This is a genomic window from Phenylobacterium sp. P4_E10, from assembly GCF_056401675.1.
In genome coordinates this window covers 58,696-75,745 of sequence record NZ_JBFUIW010000010.1, presented here as the reverse complement: position 1 = coordinate 75,745, position 17,050 = coordinate 58,696, and the positions used below count along the sequence as shown (strand labels likewise).

The 17,050-nt window shown below is 65.2% G+C and carries 14 protein-coding genes; 9 read left to right on the top strand and 5 right to left on the bottom strand.

Going from position 1 to position 17,050, the window contains the following annotated elements; genetic code table 11:
* Position 1 precedes the first annotated feature (1 nt).
* The 3 genes from AC1DQJ_RS13170 to AC1DQJ_RS13160 all read left to right on the top strand — a co-directional run bounded on the left by AC1DQJ_RS13170 (position 2) and on the right by AC1DQJ_RS13160 (position 2,415).
* The gene (locus tag AC1DQJ_RS13170; protein WP_477603961.1) at positions 2 to 763 is read left to right on the top strand and encodes a Crp/Fnr family transcriptional regulator; all 762 of its coding nucleotides are present in this window, start codon (positions 2 to 4) and stop codon (positions 761 to 763) included.
* Positions 764 to 929: 166 nt separating this feature from the next.
* On the top strand, positions 930 to 1,658 hold the full coding sequence (locus tag AC1DQJ_RS13165; RefSeq protein ID WP_477603959.1) for a GAF domain-containing protein: 729 nt from the start codon (positions 930 to 932) through the stop codon (positions 1,656 to 1,658).
* A gap of 7 nt (positions 1,659 to 1,665) precedes the next feature.
* Positions 1,666 to 2,415, top strand: a complete 750-nt coding sequence (locus AC1DQJ_RS13160; protein ID WP_477603957.1) for an HWE histidine kinase domain-containing protein — start codon at positions 1,666 to 1,668, stop codon at positions 2,413 to 2,415.
* Positions 2,416 to 2,484: 69 nt separating this feature from the next.
* On the opposite strand, the gene AC1DQJ_RS13155 is transcribed toward AC1DQJ_RS13160, so the two are convergent.
* On the bottom strand, positions 2,485 to 3,504 hold the full coding sequence (locus AC1DQJ_RS13155) for a hemerythrin domain-containing protein (RefSeq protein WP_477603955.1): 1,020 nt from the start codon (positions 3,502 to 3,504) through the stop codon (positions 2,485 to 2,487).
* A gap of 472 nt (positions 3,505 to 3,976) precedes the next feature.
* Between AC1DQJ_RS13155 and AC1DQJ_RS13150 the strand changes: the two genes are divergently transcribed.
* The 4 genes from AC1DQJ_RS13150 to AC1DQJ_RS13135 all read left to right on the top strand — a co-directional run bounded on the left by AC1DQJ_RS13150 (position 3,977) and on the right by AC1DQJ_RS13135 (position 7,165).
* Positions 3,977 to 4,243 carry a hypothetical protein gene (locus AC1DQJ_RS13150; protein WP_477603953.1) on the top strand — a complete coding sequence of 89 codons (267 nt, stop codon included), beginning with the start codon at positions 3,977 to 3,979 and terminating at the stop codon, positions 4,241 to 4,243.
* Between the two features lie 327 nt (positions 4,244 to 4,570).
* Positions 4,571 to 5,167: an SRPBCC family protein gene (locus tag AC1DQJ_RS13145; RefSeq protein WP_477603951.1), complete on the top strand. Its 597-nt coding sequence runs from the start codon at positions 4,571 to 4,573 to the stop codon at positions 5,165 to 5,167.
* 22 nt (positions 5,168 to 5,189) lie between these two features.
* The gene (locus AC1DQJ_RS13140; protein ID WP_477603949.1) at positions 5,190 to 6,380 is read left to right on the top strand and encodes a zinc-dependent alcohol dehydrogenase; all 1,191 of its coding nucleotides are present in this window, start codon (positions 5,190 to 5,192) and stop codon (positions 6,378 to 6,380) included.
* Positions 6,381 to 6,403: 23 nt separating this feature from the next.
* Positions 6,404 to 7,165: an SDR family NAD(P)-dependent oxidoreductase gene (locus AC1DQJ_RS13135; protein ID WP_477603947.1), complete on the top strand. Its 762-nt coding sequence runs from the start codon at positions 6,404 to 6,406 to the stop codon at positions 7,163 to 7,165.
* 74 nt (positions 7,166 to 7,239) lie between these two features.
* Here AC1DQJ_RS13135 and AC1DQJ_RS13130 read toward each other — a convergent pair whose 3' ends face one another.
* The 4 genes from AC1DQJ_RS13130 to AC1DQJ_RS13115 all read right to left on the bottom strand — a co-directional run bounded on the left by AC1DQJ_RS13130 (position 7,240) and on the right by AC1DQJ_RS13115 (position 11,563).
* The gene (locus AC1DQJ_RS13130; protein WP_477603945.1) at positions 7,240 to 8,193 is read right to left on the bottom strand and encodes an ATP-dependent DNA ligase; all 954 of its coding nucleotides are present in this window, start codon (positions 8,191 to 8,193) and stop codon (positions 7,240 to 7,242) included.
* Between the two features lie 95 nt (positions 8,194 to 8,288).
* Positions 8,289 to 8,525: a hypothetical protein gene (locus AC1DQJ_RS13125; protein ID WP_477603943.1), complete on the bottom strand. Its 237-nt coding sequence runs from the start codon at positions 8,523 to 8,525 to the stop codon at positions 8,289 to 8,291.
* A 129-nt stretch (positions 8,526 to 8,654) separates the two neighbouring features.
* Positions 8,655 to 9,755, bottom strand: a complete 1,101-nt coding sequence (locus tag AC1DQJ_RS13120) for a flavodoxin family protein (protein ID WP_477603941.1) — start codon at positions 9,753 to 9,755, stop codon at positions 8,655 to 8,657.
* Positions 9,756 to 9,964: 209 nt separating this feature from the next.
* On the bottom strand, positions 9,965 to 11,563 hold the full coding sequence (locus tag AC1DQJ_RS13115; protein ID WP_477603939.1) for an alpha-amylase family glycosyl hydrolase: 1,599 nt from the start codon (positions 11,561 to 11,563) through the stop codon (positions 9,965 to 9,967).
* A 130-nt stretch (positions 11,564 to 11,693) separates the two neighbouring features.
* Here AC1DQJ_RS13115 and AC1DQJ_RS13110 point away from each other — a divergent pair, with 130 nt between their 5' ends.
* Both AC1DQJ_RS13110 and AC1DQJ_RS13105 read left to right on the top strand, forming a co-directional pair.
* A complete protein-coding gene (locus tag AC1DQJ_RS13110; protein ID WP_477603937.1) occupies positions 11,694 to 13,757 on the top strand; it encodes a glycoside hydrolase family 65 protein in 2,064 nt (687 codons plus the stop codon).
* Positions 13,758 to 14,234: 477 nt separating this feature from the next.
* Positions 14,235 to 16,988 carry a PAS domain-containing hybrid sensor histidine kinase/response regulator gene (locus tag AC1DQJ_RS13105; protein ID WP_477603935.1) on the top strand — a complete coding sequence of 918 codons (2,754 nt, stop codon included), beginning with the start codon at positions 14,235 to 14,237 and terminating at the stop codon, positions 16,986 to 16,988.
* The last annotated feature ends 62 nt before the right edge of the window (positions 16,989 to 17,050 follow it).

Below are 17,050 nucleotides of genomic sequence, written 5' to 3'. Positions count from 1 at the left end.
GATGAGCGCCACGCAGGTCCGTCCGCGCATCGCAGCCGATCCAAGGGATATCCTCTTTCGTCGGCTTTCCGCCTTTGCCTCTCTGAGCCTGGCAGACTGTGGCATCATCCGCGGCCTGCCGTTGAAGACGGAGGTCCATGAGGCTGGGTCCGAGCTGATTGCGGAGGGTGCCGTTCCGCAACGCTCTCGTGTCCTCGTCGCCGGGTGGGCCTGCCGCCAGCGGCTGTTGCCCGACGGGCGCCGGCAGATTTTCAACTTCATCCTTCCCGGTGACGGGGTCGGCTTCTGCAGTGGCCAGCGAACGCCGGCGCCGACCACGATCGTGGCGGTGACGAGCGTCGAGCTGATCGACGCCAGTCCGTTGCGCGAAGCGGCCAACGACCGACGGACCTATCCGGGCCTTGCCCTAGCCATTGCGGCTGCGGAGCGGGCCGAGGAGGCCCTGCTGCTGGCTCAGATCGTCCGGCTGGGCCGCCAGACCGCCTACGAGCGGATGGCGCACTTCCTGCTTGAGACCCGTGATCGATTGGCGCTCGTCGGGCTCGGAGACCAATTGCGCTTTCCGCTGCCGCTGATTCAGGAGACGCTCGCCGACGCGCTGGGGCTTTCGATCGTCCATATCAATCGAACCCTCCAGCAGTTGCGGCGCGATGGCCTCATCGAGCTTCGCGCCAGCACAGCGATGCTGCGCCGCCCCGAGCAGCTGACCGCAACCGCCGATTATCGCCCGGTTTCGGATGGGGGGCTGCGTCAGGCAATTTAACATGGGTGAATGCACGGGCGCAGGCCGGAGCGCCCCATGTTCGCGTGTTGCCGTCGCGCGGGCGGTCGAGGTGTTCCCATGCGGCATCTGGTTGACCCTTGCCGTCGCCTTTCCCTGACCGCCCGCGCAGTAGCTGAAGCGTCGGAGTCGGCGCAGCGGGGTGAGAATGACTTCGACGACGCTGAGCGGCCAGGAGCCGGCTGCGCTCTATCGGTTTACTGACCGACTATTCCGTGCCGAAAGCGAACGAGATGTCTACGAGGCCTCCCTCGATGCGATAGCTGAAGCCATGGGCTGCCAGCGCGCCGCGATCCTGCGTTTCAACGAGCGCAACGTCATGCGGTTCGTTGCGTGGCGCGGTCTGTCCGATGGCTACCGGATCGCGGTCGACGGCCACTCGCCATGGACAGCGGGCCAGCGCGACGTGGAGCCGCTGACGGTCTCCAACATCGAAGACGCTGGCGAGTCAGAGGCGATCACATCAGTCATTCTGGGCGAGAACATCCGAGGACTGGCCTTCATTCCCCTGACGATGTCCGGAGGCGTGGTGGGCAAATTCATGGTCTACTACGAGGATCCCCACGCCTTTACCCAGCATGAAATCGACCTGGCTGTCACGATCGGCCGGCAGATGGGGTTTGGCCTGGAACGCTTAGCCGCCGCCGAGATTTTGCGCCGCGAGCGCGAGCGCTTCGAGGCTGTGGTCGAGAGTATCCCCGTCATGATCAAGCTCTATGACCCGCAGAGCGGCGAGTTGATGCTCAACAGTGCGTTCTCGAAGGTGCTGGGCTGGACGGGGGACGAAGCGCGGGGCGTGGACCTGATGGCCGAGTTCTTCCCGTCAGAGCCCCTGCGCGAAAAGGTGCGCAGTTTCATGTCCCGAGGGTTGGCTTGACACCCCTATGGTCACCCGGATGGGCGCCCTGGTCGAAACCAGTTGGGCGAACATCCGTCTGTCGGACGGAACCCGGGTCGGCATCGGGCTGGACATCACCGAGCGTAAGCGGGCGCTTGAGCGCCAGCAACTGCTGTTGAATGAAATGGATCATAGGATCCGCAATCTCTTCACGCTCGCAGGCGGCATCGTCTCGCTGAGCGGCCGAGGGCAGAGCGATGCCGCCGCCCTGGTCGCGGACGTCCGCGAGCGGCTCGCGGCGCTGGCCAGAGCACATGCGATGACGGTGGCCGGCGCGGATGGTGCGTCCGAGCAGAGTGCGGGCCATCTTCATGCATTGATCACCGCGATCCTCTCTCCGTACGGCGTGGGACAAGCCGCTCGATATTCGATCGTGGGCCGCGACCTGGCCCTCTCAAGCGAAGCCGTCACGTCGCTCGCGCTGCTGTTCTACGAGTTCGCCACCAACGCGGCGAAGTACGGCGCCCTCTCAAGCGAGCAGGGCCGTATCCAGGTAGAGTGCGCCGCGCGTGACGGACAGATGTCGGTGACCTGGCGAGAGCTCGGCGGTCCCCACCTCGGCAAAGAGCAGGGGATCGAGGGCTTCGGTTCTCGGCTGCAACAGGCCAGCGCCAAGCAGATGGGCGCCGACCTACGTCGGGAATGGCGGCGAGAAGGCCTCGTCGTAAAGCTGCGCGTTCCGATAGAGCGCCTAGCCCGCGACCATTCGCATGTCAGCCAACGATTGGCCTCTTGATCCTCAAAAGAAAGCGGCCGCCCGGAGGGCGACCGCAGTTAACCAGCGAATTGGTTCCAGGAGATTTGATCAGCGACGATTTTCCCATCCGCGGCGCGCCGCCTCCGCGTGTCCGCGAGAATCGCCGAACCAGCCGCCGTGGCCGCGATCGCCGTCGTCGTCGCGGCTGCGGGAGCGATAGCCGCGACGATCATCGTCGTCGCTGGTGAACCGGCCGCGGTCATCGCGGTCGCGATCTTGGGTTCTGTAGCCGCGCCGATCATCGTCGTAGTCCCGGCTCCTATAGCCGCGATCATCGTCGCTCATGAAGCGGCCGCGGTCGTCGCGGTCACGGTCCTCAGACCGGTAGCCCCGGCCGTCATCACCATCGTCATAGCGCCCGAAACTGCGGTTCTCGCCCCGGCGTTCGGCCCAACCGCGGCGCGCAGCTTCGGCGTGACCTCCAGAGTCGCCGTACCATCCTCGGCCGTCGTCGTCGCGTCCGCGCGATGAATAGCTGCGCCCGTCGTCGTAGCGGCTGCGGCGATAGCCGCGGTCATCGTCGCTCATGAAACGGCCGCGTTCGTCCCGGTCGGGACCTTGTTGTCTCGCCACGTCTTCCTCCGATTGATATCCCGCCCCCACGCGCTCAGGCCCGCCGATCGAAACGCTTGCCGAGGGCGACAGTCGACGGTTCTGGAGGGCCTGCTTCTCGTCCCGGACCCGTCGGGCAAGTTCCAGGGTGTCGACTCCGGCCGCCTTCGCCTTGGCGAAGAGGCCCTTTCCCGGAGCTTCTTCCTCCCCGACGTGGTGCTTGATCTGCTCGGCGAGCACCTTGACCTTCGCGTCGCGAAAGCGGTCTGTGCGGTCGCCGTGCAGGAGATCGCCGATCAGGACCTTGGCGCTGTCGTGTTCAACCTGCGCTTCGTCCAATGGTTCTTCGTCCGACGCCGCCTGCCGACACGCCGGATAGAAGATCTTCTCCTCGACCAGCGTATGTATGACGAGGGCCCTGCACACCTCCTGAATGATCTGTTCCTTGCGCTGGTCGTTCGCCGCTTCGTACTCCCCGAAGAGACGTTCCACTTGTCTATGGTCGGCCTTCAGCAACTCGATCGCTGACCCTTCCGCCGCGGCGGAAGCGGCGCCTTCAGTTGTGGTTTCCTCCTGTTTGGGGGGTGGAAGTTTGCCTAGGCGCTGCGTCAGGGGGTGCTCGCGCCGTTCTCCTCGTCCTTTGCCATGGTTCCTCCGGCAACCGCGTCCTTGGTGAGCCAAAGGCCCTCGCGGATGTGGGCAGTAAACCCGCTTGCATGATCTCCGTTTCAGCTGTGCCGATGATTTAAAGGGCGGGATAGGAGTAACAAATGTTATTGCGCCGGACCTGCGCTGCAAAGCCTTTGCAGCATCGCCTTCTAGGTGCGCCATAGCGTAAGATCTATTTATGGTATTGGCGTCGCAACTGCCGATGACCGCTACGGTATCCACAAAATCTATCGTCGAATTTGCATCAATTGTGAATGAGGCGCGGATGAGCGAGGAATAGGTCTCCGATCCTTTGGTCGATATTTGAAGGAGCCGAACGATGAACGTTGAGTTTCGCGTCCAAGGCGACGGTGACACCTGGAGCGTACGTCGGGGCTCGACCGCGCCGTTGACGTTCAGCAGCGAGGGCGCAGCCATTGCTGCTGCCGAGGGCCTGGCCCGTTCAGCAGCCGCGCACGGCGAAAAAGCGTGCGTGCGGATCTTGCGGGATTTCGGCGAAGAGGAACGCTGGAAGTTTGCGCCCGATCCGTTCACTCGGCGCGAAGGCGTCAAGTACGAGCCGGAAGCCGACGCTCGCCAAGGCTGAGACGCACGCGCTTGTGGCTGCCTAGAGCTCTTCGACATGCAGGTTCCGCAACCGGGCTTCCCTTGGAGGCCGTTTGGAGGAGGCTGCGTGAGCTGGACCAGATCAGCTCAATATCGCTCGTCGTGGGCCTTTCGCGATGCTCGCGGGCCGCGCGGAGGGAAACTGGCCAGTAGTGTCGGATACCCAACAAGGCGCTGTTTTTTCTGCTGAAATGCATCTCCGCCGTAGGAACGCAGCGGGGCGAGGGTCGTTTTTCCCCTCCCAAGGAAGTCCGTTTTTAGGGTCGGGCGAGCGCGGCGCGCTGAGCCCAAAGGTCAAGGAGCGAGGATGTCGAACGATCATCTCTCGAAGGCGCTTGAGAGCGATGCGCCCCTCACCGCCGCTGTTCACCAGCGCGCCGTGGCAGGCGAGGCGGCCGAGGCCCGGGGGTGGCACGAGGCCGCGCTCGTCGGCCGGACTATTACAATCAATAGGCCGCGCGCCGAGGTCTATGCGTTCTGGCGCGACTTCCGCAATCTTGCTCAGTTCATGGAAAACGTCGTCAGGGTCGAGCCAGGCGACGATCGGCGCTCCCACTGGGTTATCGAAGCGCCCGGCGGCAGGACTGTGGAGTGGGACAGCATCCTGACGGAGGAGCAGCCCGAGCGGCTCCTGAGCTGGGAGTCCGCCGAGGGCGCCGACATCCGCAACACCGGGCGCATCGAGTTTCGTGACGCGCCGCCGGGACGGGGCACGGAGGTGACGGCGAGCATTGTCTACAATCCCCCCGGTGGAGATCTCGGCAAGCTGATCGCCAAGCTCTTCCAGAAAGAACCGAAGGTGCAGGCCAGGCGCGATCTGCGCCGTTTGAAGCAGCTGCTTGAGACCGGCGAAATCTCCACCTCGGCGGCCCCCGACGCCGGCCCCCGCGGCAGCTTTTCCTAGGTCTCCAGTTGAGGACTTTCGCATGCGCGCACTGACCTGGCACGGCAAGCACGACGTTCGGATGGAGAGCGTTCCCGATCCGAAGATCGTCAATCCCCGCGACGCGATCATCAAGATCACTTCCACAGCGATCTGCGGCTCGGACCTGCATCTCTACGACAGCTACATACCGACCCTGCACCGCGGAGACATCCTCCGACATGAGTTCATGGGCGAGGTCGTAGAGGCTGGGCGCTCAAGCACCCTGCAGAGGGGGCAGCGGGTGGTCGTGCCGTTCGTTATCGCCTGCGGCAAGTGCTTCTTCTGCGAGAAGAGCCAGTTCGCCGCCTGCGACAACTCCAACCCCGCCGAGAAGGCCGACATGTCGGAAATCATGTACGGCTATCCGATGACGGGAGCCTTCGGCTATTCGCACCTGACGGGCGGATATGCCGGCGGTCAGGCCGAGTACGTCCGCGTTCCCTATTCCGACGTCGGCCCGATCGTCATCCCCGACGGCCTAGAGGATGAGAAGGTTCTATTTCTCTCTGACATTCTTCCCACGGGATGGATGGCCGCGGAAAACTGCGACATCGAACCTGGAGACACCGTGGCGGTCTGGGGCGCTGGTCCCGTGGGCCTGTTCGCCGTCCAGAGCGCATTCCTACTCGGCGCTCATCGGGTGATCGCAATCGACCACCATCCACATCGCCTCGATCTGGCCCGCCAGAAAGGCGCAGAAGTGATCAATTATCACGACGTGAAGGTGCGCGAAGCGTTGTTCGAGATGACGGGCGGCATCGGCCCGGACGCGGTCGTCGACGCCGTCGGGATGGAGAGCCATGGCTTCTCCTTCGACAACATCGTTGATGCAGTGAAGACCAGCACCAAGCTTGGCACCGACCGGACCCACGCCCTACGCGAGGTTATTATGGCTTGCCGTAAGGGCGGGCGGGTCTCCGTCCCGGGCGTCTACGGCGGGATGGCCGACAAGTTCCCCATCGGAGCGCTGATGGAGAAGGGCCTGCAGCTCAAGATCGGGCAGACCCACGTCCAGAAATACATGCCCATGCTCCTGGAGATGATCGGCGAGGGCAGGATCGACACCACCTGGCTGATCAGCCATCGGCTGCCGCTCGAGGACGCCCCCGAGGGCTACAAGATGTTCAAGGAGCAGCAGAACGAAGTCACCAAGGTCGTGCTCAAGCCCGACTGGCAGAAGGAAGCCGCATGATGTCTGAACTTCGCCCGCTCGCCGTGGTCACCGGCGCGTCGTCGGGGATTGGCTATGAACTGGCCAAGCTGTGCGCCGAGAACGGATATGACCTCGTGATCGCCGCTGATCGGCCCGAAATCGTCGAGGCCGCACAAGCCTTGGGGGCCATGGGCGCCGCCGTCGATCACCTCCTAGTGGATCTCTCCACCCTCGAGGGGGTGGATGAGCTTTGTGAGGTGATCGGCGAAAGACCGGTGGACGCACTCTTGGCCAACGCCGGTCACGGCCTAGGCAAGGCGTTCCTCGATGAGGATTTCGAGGCCGCTTTGCACGTCGTCGACACCAATATCACCGGCGCCATCTATCTCGCCTATCGGATCGGTCGCGAGATGCGCGAACGCGACCGGGGGCGCATTCTGTTCACCGGCTCCATCGCCGGGCTGATGCCGGGCTCCTTCCAGGCGGTCTACAACGCCACCAAGGCTTTCGTAGACAGCTTCGCCTGGGCGCTGCGCAACGAGCTCAAGGACACGGGCGTGACCGTAACTTGCCTCATGCCAGGAGCAACCGAGACCGAGTTCTTCGAGCGCGCCGGGCTGGAGGACACCAAGGTCGGCCGTTCCAAGAAGGATAATCCCGCCGACGTCGCCAAGACGGGCTTTGACGCGATGATCAAAGGCGAGGGCGACGTGATCCACGGCTTGAAGAACAAGGTGCAGGCCGCGGCTGCGGCGGTGACGCCCCAATCGATACTCGCCGAACAGCATCGCAAGATGGCCGAGCCAGGCAGCGGCGAAACCTAAATGGCGCGGGGTGCTGGAGGCGTTCGCGCCGCGCTCATCAGAAGGCGCCTAGCCGGTCGGAGTCGAAGGCGACTTCACTCGATCTGGTCCATTCGGCATTGGGCGGGAGCCTTGTCGGGCCTCATTCGGATGAGCCGCACCCCATGTCGAAACCGGCCTGCGGAGACATGGTCGAAAGCAACCTCCACTACAATTTCCGGGCGCAACGGCTCCCATTGCGCCGACCGATCGCTAGACCAGCGACTCGGGCCGCCGGGGGCTGCGCCGGTAAAGCCGGGGGCGGCGCGCAATGACTCGAGCCGTTCGGTAAGAGCGGGCTTGTCCACGGCGCCTAGGCCCGCGGCGAAGCCCACGTGATTGAGCAGGCCGTGGTCGTCGTAGAGACCAAGCAGCAGCGAGCCGACCAACCGGCCTCGGCTGGCATACCGGAACCCACCGACGACGCAGTCAGCCGTTCGCTGGCGCTTGACCTTGACCATCGTGCGCTCGCCTTCGTGGTAGCGGTCGACGAGCCGCTTGGCGACGACCCCTTCCACGACGCCGCCTTCCAGCCAGGCCTGCGCCGTTAGACGCTCGGCCACGCCTGGCGTCAGCGAGAGTTGCGCAAGAGGGCCAGCATGCGCAATGAAGGCTTCCAGCGCCGAGCGTCGCGCGTGGAAGGGTTGGGGCCGCAGATCTTCGCCCGATGGGCTCTGCAGCAGATCAAACGCGGCATAGGCGGCCGGATGTTCCTCAGCCAGCCGCCGAACGCGGCTCTGCGCCGGATGCAGGCGCTCCTGGAGGGCTTCGAAGGAGAACCCGCCGCCACGAGCGATCAGCAGTTCCCCGTCCAGGACGAACAGATCAGCCGTCAGGCTCGCGAACATCGTCGACATCTCAGGGAAATAACGCCCGAGGTCCTTACCGGCCTTGGATTGAAGCCTGACGCCGTCGGGGCCGCGGAACGCCAGGCAGCGAAAGCCGTCCCACTTAGGTTCGAACCACCAGTCCTCGCCTTCAGGCAAGCTGTCAGCCGACCGCGCTTCCATTGGCCACGACACGCTGATCAGGGAAGGGGCCTTGCTGCTGACGCCCAGATCTTGCGTTCGGTGAGGGCGCCGGATCATTGGGGCACCGCGCAGTCTCAGGCGTGGGAGATACGCGAACCGCCGTCCGCCAAGGCTGCAGCGGCGCCGGGTCCGGCCAGGCCAAGTACGAGGAAGCTCCGCCCGCGCAACGCATTGAAGTTGATCCAGATCTGACAAAGGTCGCGGCGGAAGCGCTCGCCCAGCATCGAAGGCGCGCCTGGGCCCGCGGGCTCCTGCACGGTCGGCTCTTGACCCGACAGGTTGGGGTTTCGAACGCGGTCCTGCTGGCTCATGGACTGCTCCAGACAGGCCAAAAACGAAGGCGTTAGCGCCTTGTTCCGCCAGCACGGTCCATTCGTAGCAATGGGCGTCAGGCGACTACTATTCGTGACCGCACCTCCACTCATGACGGCGCCGACAGCCTACTTCTGGCGCGCTGGCTTCAGGTGGCGGCCGGCCACCAGCATCTTGCCGGCGTGGCGGGCCTTGGCCGCCTCGATCAGGGTGCGCGCGGCGTTGAGCACTTCGCGCTGGATGGCGCGGTCGGCGTCCAGCGCCTCGTGGCTGGTCGCATAGGGCGCCCAGTAGCCGATGTAGCGATCAAGTTCAGCGTTAATCCCGGCCGGGACCAGGTCCATGAAGCGCAGCCAGTCTGAGACGCTGCGGCGGACGTTCTCGGCGCCCTCTACGTCGCCGTGCACCACGACCGAAAAGACCCGGCCCTCAAGATGTTTGGGATAGTCCCAACCAGCCAGTTCAACGGCCTTGGCCTTCTTCGCATCCTTGCCGTGGGTAAGGGTCGGATCTGGGTTGCCGCCGTCGGCGCAGACCAGCCGGTCCATCATCAGCTTCAGCGGCGAGGAGACCTGATACCAATTGACTGGGGTGATGATCATCACCCCATGGGCTTCGACCCACATCGGGTAGATCTCGTTCATCCAGTCGTGGACCTGGCCGAGCGCGTAGTTCGGATAGCAGGAGCACGGCCAGTGGCAGAGCGCCGCGGCGGTCGAGAAGCAGGCCTTGCAGGGGTGGATCTCGCGGCCGAACTCCGAGGCCAGCCGCGAGAGGTCGAGGAGGTTCACGGAGACGCCTTCGGCCTCCATCTCCTCGCGCGAGAGGTCGGCCAAGCGGTAGGACTTCGACATCTCGCCCGGGCAAGTGTGCTCGCTGCGCGAGGAGGCGTTGATTATTAGGATGCGGCAGGACCCGTCCTGATCGTCGTGCCGCGCCTGGGCTGCCTCGATCGCAGCCTTGGCGGCCAGCCAGTCAGTGGAGAGGTCATATTCTGGATCGGCATAACCGGAGCCGGCCTTGCGGGTGCGCGGCGCCTTGCGGCTGTTCGAATAGGCGTCCCAGGCGGCGGACATGATCTTGTCGAGCTCGACGGCGAGTGGTTCGAAGACCGGATCGACGAAGGCGCTGAGGTAGCGTTCGCGAAATTCCGGCTCGGACAGTTCAGGGCTCGGCATCCCCTTGCGGGGCTCTGGGGTGTTGGCCATCGGCTCTGGGGTCTTGCGCATCGCCGCTTCCTTTTCGCCCGATGGCAACGGCGTGCGCAGGTGAGGGTTCCGCCAGGGGCTGGGAGCGCCCGCGCGGCGGAACTGGCTCTGCTGATCCAAGATCGATCAGTCGCCACACGAGGTCAGGCGTTCGGCCGCTGGCGGTTGGCGCACGACGCCTGGATGCAGGCCTTACGCATCGTGGCTTGGCGGAAAAGGCCTACCCTCGCTTAAGAAGGGGGTGGCTTTAGCCTGATGATGAAGCCGCAATTGGGCGCGACGTCGAATGGCCCTCCGACCTGCGCGCCTTCGTCGTCGCGCGTGGAGGACAGCAGGACTTCACCGGCCGGCAGCTCCAGATGTCCGCCCCTTCCGCCGACGTCCAGAAAGACCAGGAGGCGGCGATCTCGCCAGCTTCGCTCATAGACCAGCAAGCTTGCGCCGGAACTCACAGCTGTGAAGTCTCCCGCCCACAGCGCCGGCTCCCTGCGTCTAAGGTGAAGCAGCGCCTGATAGAGGTGCAAGATGGAGGTGCTGTCCGCCAACTGGCGGGCGGCGTTGGCCTCCTGCCAGTTCGAGCTCAGGAGCAGCCATGGTTCGGCGGTGCTGAAGCCGGCATGGCGCGCATCAGACCACAGCATCGGCGTGCGGACCGGATCGCGGCCGAGCCCGAGCCCAGGCGTACGCAGCTCCCAGGGATCGCGGACCTGAGCCCGGGCGATGGCGGTGTCGGTCATGCCCAGTTCATCGCCCTGATAGAGCGTGGGGGTTCCGCGCAGGGTCAGCAGGAGCATCGCCGCCACCCTGGCCTGGGCGACCCCCAGCCGGGAGGCGAGTCGAGAGCGGTCATGGTTCGACAGCACCCAGTTCGGCCAACCGCCCTCCGGCAGCAGCGTTTCATAGGCGCAGACAAGATCCATGATCGCCGCGGCCGTCCAGGGCGTGGTCATCAGGTGGAAGTTGAAGGGCAGGTGGAAGCCGTCCTGGGCCCCTCCATAATAGTCCATCAAGCGGGACAGCGGCAGGTACGCCTCTCCAATCAGCACATGTTCCGAAGCCCTGGCGTCGAGACGGCGGCGCATGGCGGCGATCGCGGCATGCACCTCGGGCTGGTCGACGGTGTGCGTGCGCAGCAGCTGCTCGGTCGGCGCCTGCCCCGGACGCCAGTCGGGGTTCGGGGGATTGTCGGTCAGCTGCTCGTCCTCAAACAGATGATGGATCGCATCGACGCGAAACCCGTCCACACCCTCGTCCAGCCAGAAATCCAAGACCTCCAGCATGGCCCGCGCCACCTCGCGATTGCGCCAGTTGAGGTCGGGCTGGGAGGGCAAGAAGGCGTGGTAATAGTACTGTGAGGTTGCGCGATCCCAGGTCCAGGCTGGCCCCCCGAACTCTCCGCGCCAGTTGTTGGGTGGGGCCCCGTCCGGCGCTGGATCGCGCCATACGTACCAGTCGCGTCGGGGGCTGGTCCGCGAAGCACGGCTCTCGACGAACCACGGGTGCTGCTCCGAGGTGTGGTTGGGGATGTAGTCGAGGATGAGTTTCAAGCCGCGCCGGTGCACCTCCTGGACCAGCTGGCGAAAGCCCTGCCTTGTCCCGAACAGGGGATCGATCTCCCGGTGATCGGACACGTCGTATCCGAAGTCGGTCATCGGGGAGGCGAAGATCGGGGACAGCCAGATGGCGTCGACACCGAGTTCCGACAGGTAGTCGAGGCGGGTGATGAGCCCCTCTATGTCCCCGACCCCGTCGCCGTCGGAGTCCTGAAAGGACCGGGGGTAAACCTGATAGATGGCGCCGTGCCGCCACCAGACGAAGTCTTCGTGCACGAACGTTCTGGCGTCCCCGCCTAGCATGAGCGGATGGTCCCTCGGTGCCGAGGCAAACAACAGCGGTCGGGCGCAAGAGTTCCGGCGGAACCTAAGCTGCGTCCGGCTCTTGTCGTGGGCGGAGGATCGCATGGCTGAGCCCCTAAATCCGCCGCCGGTTGTGGGAGCCGGCCGCAAGGAGCTTCCGGCATATGTCGCCAATGGCCTGATCGGGCTGCGGGTGCGTCACATGCCGCTTGCTGCGGGTATGGCGCTGCTCAGCGGTTATACCGGCGAGCACGCCGAGCGGAAGATCGAAGCCGCCGCGGTGGCGCCCTATCCGCTGGCAGGCGACCTGGCCTTGAATGGCGTCTGGCTGTCCGATGTCCCCGAACAGGTGACGGAACTTGAACAGGCCTACGACTTCGCCGCGGGCGAATTGACCAGTAGGTTCACCTTTTCCGCGGAAGGGCGGACGGCGCAGGTTGAGGTGATCACCTTCTGCAGCCGTAGAGAACCAACCCTGGCTTGCCAGGAGATATCCATCCAAGTCGATGCCGCTTGCGAGCTCGAGGTGCGGGCCATTCTGGATGCGCGCGGGTGTGATGGCCGGGCGCTGCGCCAGATGAGGGACACTCCCGGCGAGAGCGGATCTTCGATCGACGGCGCGCTTTTGTGGGAGTCGGCCGGCGGGCTATCTGCCTGCGGACTCGCCCTGGCTTCGGAGTTCCTCGGCGCCGGCGCTGTGGTTGCCGCGCGGACGCCGCTACAGAACGACCAGCTGACCAGCCGCTACGTCGTGCGCGCCCGCGCCGGTAGGACCCTGCGCCTGCGGCAGATGACCAGCCTCGTCCCCAAAGCCATGCACCACGCTCCCGATCAGCATGCCGTGAGGATCGCCGCCAAGGCGCGGCGCACGGGGTTCGATCGCGTCCGAGCCGGCAACCGGGCCGCCTGGGACGAGATCTGGAAGGGGCGCATTGTGCTGCACGGCGCAGGCAGGGCGTGGCAGGGGCTGGCCGACGCGGCGGTTTTCTACCTTAACACCTCGGTCCATCCCTCATCGCCAGCCTCCACCTCGATCTTCGGCTTGGCGACCTGGCATGACTATCACTACTACTTCGGCCATGTGATGTGGGACATCGAAGCCTTCGCCGTCCCGCCGCTGCTTCTCCTGCAGCCGCCGGCCGCCGCAGCGCTGCTCGACTATCGGGCGCTGAACATCGAGGGCGCCCGGCGCAATGCGCGGGCCTGGGGCCGGCGAGGGGTGCAGTTCCCCTGGGAAAGCGCGCCCGGGACCGGCGAGGAGGCCGCTCCATTGCCGGGCACGGCGGCTTGGCACGAGGACCACGTGTCCCTCGACGTGGCGCGCGCCTTCGCCCTCTATGCGGACGCCACCGGCGATCAAGAATTCCTCCGCACCAAGGCCTGGCCGGTGATTTCAGGCGTGGCCGAATGGCTCACGACCCGCGTCACCCCGACCCGTGGAGGCTTCGACATCCGGGAGTCGATGGGGATCGCCGAGCGCGAGGCTCCGGTCGACAACGCGGCCTTCACCAACATGGCCGCCGTGGTGGTGTTGGAGGACGCCGTGCGGGTCGCCGGGCAATTGGGGCGGCCGGCCGATCCCTTGTGGTCGCGCATCGCCGAGAAGCTGGCCATTCCGCGACGCGGGGCCGCTGTCGTCTCCCACGACGGCTATCGGACCAACGAGGAAAAGGGCGCCACGCCCGATCCCTTGATGGGACTGTTTCCGTTCGGTTATCGGCTTGACGCCGAGAGCGAGGCCGCCACGCTGGCGCTCTATCTGGGAATCTCCAACCACTACATTGGCAGCCCGATGCTGTCGGCGCTGTACGGAGCATGGGCGGCGCGAGCGGGAGACCGCCGCCTGGCGCTGAAGCTGCTCGAAGACGGCTATGGGAAGTTCTCGGTCGAGCGCTTCGGGCAAATCCTGGAATACCGGGCCGACCGTTTTCCCGAGCAGCCCCAGGCCGGCCCGTTCTTCGCCAATATTGGGGGCTTCCTGACCGCCCTGCTGTTTGGCTTCACCAGTCTGAGGCTGGGACCAGGTGAGCCTGGGACCTGGGCCGAGCGTCCCACAGTGCTTCCGGCGGGCTGGTCGGCGATAGAGGTCGAGCGCGTCTGGATCAGGGGCGCGCCGATGCGACTCCTGGCCCTGCATGGCGCCCTGACGCGCTTGGAGCCTGTTTGACCTCGGGCCCGAGTCTGGCGCGGGAAGCAAAAAGGCGATGGTCGCGAAGCCTGGAGGCTTGGCCGCCCGGGCGGCCGCTGCGCAGGTGGTCAGTCTCGCCGACGACGGACGGGGCGCGCAGCTGCTGGTAGCGGTTTCTGCGGCTCTGCCCAGCTCGCCGCGTGAAAGCCCACTGGAGGATCATTGGCTCGTAGCCTCGAAACAGCTTCATAGACCTCGAAGGCGGCGGGCAGTTGGTCGAGGCTCGCGAAGACTTCGAGCGCCGTGGCCAGCGCCCTCCAGAAGGCCGGCAGGCCCCGCGGCGCTCGAACTCGGCCTGTGGAGCGCCGAAGATCTCGGCCGCACACGTCGAAATGGCCACTACGCCGTCGCAGGTCCAGATCGATCTGCGCCGTGGGTGGGTGAGGGCGCGGCCAGAGCACGTCTTTATTTGACGCTCGGCGCTGATGGCTGGCGCTTCTGCGCGTTCTTCTGTGAATGGAGCACCTGCGACCATTCTCGCAGTCGGAACTGGACGAGGAGCGGGAACGCCTCGCGCGAATGTTCGAGCAGGCGCCAAGCCTGATGGCCCTGTTGCGCGAGCCCGCGCACCAAATCGTGCTCGCCAATCACGCGTTCCGGGCGCTGTTTGGGGATGCCGAGCTGATCGGGCGGAAGGTCGCCGACATCCTGCCGCCTTCGCTGGCGCGCGCGGCGCTACAGGCGCTCGACGAGGCCTATAGGACCGGCGAATCGATCCGCCGATCCCCGGTCCCGTTCCCGCTTCCGGGCTCGGACCGGGCCGGAGAAGACAGGCTGGTCGATCTCGTGTTGCAGCCGATCACCGATCGCAGCGGTTCGGTCATGGGCATCTTCGTCCAGGGCTCGGACGTCACCGAGCGCATACGCGCCGAGCAGCGCCTGCGCGGCAGCTTCAAAATCAGCACTGTAGGCGTAGCCTTCTGGGACCAGGACAACAGGCTGGTCGAGGTCAACGACGCCTTCCTGGCCATGGGGGGCTATGCACGCGACGAATTGCTCGGCAAGAGCTGGCGGCATCTGACGCCCCCGCAATTCTGGCCGCTGGTCGAGAGGGCCATCGAGCAGGTCCGCAAAGACAGGGAGTCCATCCCTTACGAGAAGCCCTATTACCGCAAGGATGGCAGCCTTTGGTGGGGCAGGTTTGCCGCGCGGCGGGTGAGTTCCAGCGAGGTGGTCGAGTTCGTGCTCGACGTGACCGATCGTCGTGAGGCGGAGGAAGCGCTGCGCGACCGCGAGCGCCGGCTACAGCTCATCGTCGATACCGCGACGGACTACGCCATCCTCACCACCGACACCGAACGCCGAGTGACCAGCTGGTCGCCGGGGGCCGTCCGGATATTGGGATTCGAGCCGCAGGATATCCTCGGGCGCCCCGCCGACGACATCTTCACTCCGGAGGATCGCGAGGCCGGCGCCCCCGAGAGGGAAATGGAGCTGGCGCGAAGGGACGGCAGCGCCCCGGACATCCGCTGGCATATGCGCAAGGACGGGCGGCGCGTTTACCTAAACGGCAACCTGCATCTGTTGAGGGGCGCCGGTTACGAGGAACTCGGCTTCCTCAAGATCGCCCGCGACGAAACCGACCGCATGCGGGCCGATCTGGAGATCCGCGACGCCGAAGAGCGCTTCCGGCTTGCCGTCCGCGCCACCAAGGACGCGATCTGGGACTGGGACCTGACCGCCGATCACATCCAGTGGAACGAGGCGGTCGAGACCCTGTTTGGCTATTCCTCGCAGGACATTGAGCCCTCCAGTCAATGGTGGAAGTCGCATATCCACCCGGACGAACGCGAACAGGTCGTAGCCACGATCAACGAGTTGATCGAAGGCCAGGAGACCAGCTGGACGGCGGAGTACCGCTTCCGCAGGCATGACGGCTCTTATGCCGACGTCATCGACCGCGGAACCGTGCTAAGGGCCGAGGACGGCGCGCCGTTGCGGATGGTCGGGGCGATGCACGACCTCACACGGCACAAGGAAGCCCAGGCCTATCTGCGGCAGTTGAATGAGACGCTTGAGCATCGCGTGCTGGACGAGGTCGCCGCACGGCTGCGGACCGAGGAGGCCTTGCGTCAAAGCCAGAAACTCGACGCCATCGGCCAGCTGACCGGCGGGGTCGCCCACGACTTCAACAACCTGCTGACGGTCATCCGCGGCGCCGCCGAGATGCTGCGCAGGCCGAGCCTGGCCGAGGAGCGCCGCGCCCGCTACGTGGAGGCGATTGTCGAGACCGCCGAGCGCGCGGCCAAGCTCACAGGCCAGCTTCTCGCCTTTTCGCGGCGCCAGGCTCTGCGGCCTGAAGTGTTCGATGTTGGCGAGCGGATCTTGGCCATTCGCGATATGCTGGCCACCGTCGTCGGCTCGCGGGTGACCTTGATCACCCGCACAGATTGCGGAACCTGTCATGTCGAAGCCGATCCGATCCAGTTCGAGACGGCGCTGGTGAACATGGCGGTCAACGCTCGCGACGCCATGGACGAGGTTGGGGAGCTGCGGATCAGCCTCCAGCTGGCGAGCCGGATTCCGCGCATCCGCGGCCATGGCGAGGCCACGGGCGACTTCGTGGCGGTCCGGGTCAGCGATACCGGAATCGGCATCGACCCTGACAAGCTGGGGCAGATCTTCGAGCCGTTCTTCACCACCAAGGAGGTGGGCAAGGGGACGGGGCTCGGCCTCAGTCAGGTTTACGGCTTCGCCAAACAGTCGGGCGGGGAGGTGAATGTCGAGAGCCGGCTTGGCAGCGGCACGACCTTCACACTTTATCTGCCGAGAACCACCGAGCGGGCGGAAAGCGAGGTTGAGCGCGACAGTGACGGCGAGCAGCTCCAAGGGCGCGGGCACATCCTAGTGGTCGAGGACAACGAGCAGGTCGGAGCCTTCTCCACGCAGCTGCTTTCCGAACTGGGCTTTGAGACGACTTGGGCCCCTAGCGCCGATGCGGCGCTTGATATCCTGGCCAAGGAGCAGGGCCGGTTCGCCGCGGTGTTTTCCGACGTGGTGATGCCAGGCATGAACGGCGTGGAACTCGGCCATGAAATCCGTCGCAGATACAAGGACCTGCCGGTCATCCTCGCCAGCGGATACAGCCACGTCCTGGCTAAGGAAAGCCGCCACGGTTTCGAGCTCCTCAACAAGCCCTATTCGATCGAGGACCTTACCCGCGTTCTGCGGCGTGCCATTCGCACGCGCTCGCGGGCCGCGAACCGATGATGGAATTTTGGACCTTCTCCCTGGTCTTCGTTTTCCTACTGGGGCCTGCGTCTGCGTCCTGA

Bases quoted from the DNA above. Each gene is read 5' to 3' on its own strand.
- AC1DQJ_RS13170 (WP_477603961.1), top strand. From the start codon at position 2: ATGAGCGCCACGCAGGTCCGTCCGCGCATCGCAGCCGATCCAAGGGAT.
- AC1DQJ_RS13165 (WP_477603959.1), top strand. From the start codon at position 930: ATGACTTCGACGACGCTGAGCGGCCAGGAGCCGGCTGCGCTCTATCGG.
- AC1DQJ_RS13160 (WP_477603957.1), top strand. From the start codon at position 1,666: ATGGTCACCCGGATGGGCGCCCTGGTCGAAACCAGTTGGGCGAACATC.
- AC1DQJ_RS13150 (WP_477603953.1), top strand. From the start codon at position 3,977: ATGAACGTTGAGTTTCGCGTCCAAGGCGACGGTGACACCTGGAGCGTA.
- AC1DQJ_RS13145 (WP_477603951.1), top strand. From the start codon at position 4,571: ATGTCGAACGATCATCTCTCGAAGGCGCTTGAGAGCGATGCGCCCCTC.
- AC1DQJ_RS13140 (WP_477603949.1), top strand. From the start codon at position 5,190: ATGCGCGCACTGACCTGGCACGGCAAGCACGACGTTCGGATGGAGAGC.
- AC1DQJ_RS13130 (WP_477603945.1), bottom strand. From the start codon at position 8,193: ATGGAAGCGCGGTCGGCTGACAGCTTGCCTGAAGGCGAGGACTGGTGG.
- AC1DQJ_RS13125 (WP_477603943.1), bottom strand. From the start codon at position 8,525: ATGAGCCAGCAGGACCGCGTTCGAAACCCCAACCTGTCGGGTCAAGAG.
- AC1DQJ_RS13120 (WP_477603941.1), bottom strand. From the start codon at position 9,755: ATGCGCAAGACCCCAGAGCCGATGGCCAACACCCCAGAGCCCCGCAAG.
- AC1DQJ_RS13110 (WP_477603937.1), top strand. From the start codon at position 11,694: ATGGCTGAGCCCCTAAATCCGCCGCCGGTTGTGGGAGCCGGCCGCAAG.
- AC1DQJ_RS13105 (WP_477603935.1), top strand. From the start codon at position 14,235: ATGGAGCACCTGCGACCATTCTCGCAGTCGGAACTGGACGAGGAGCGG.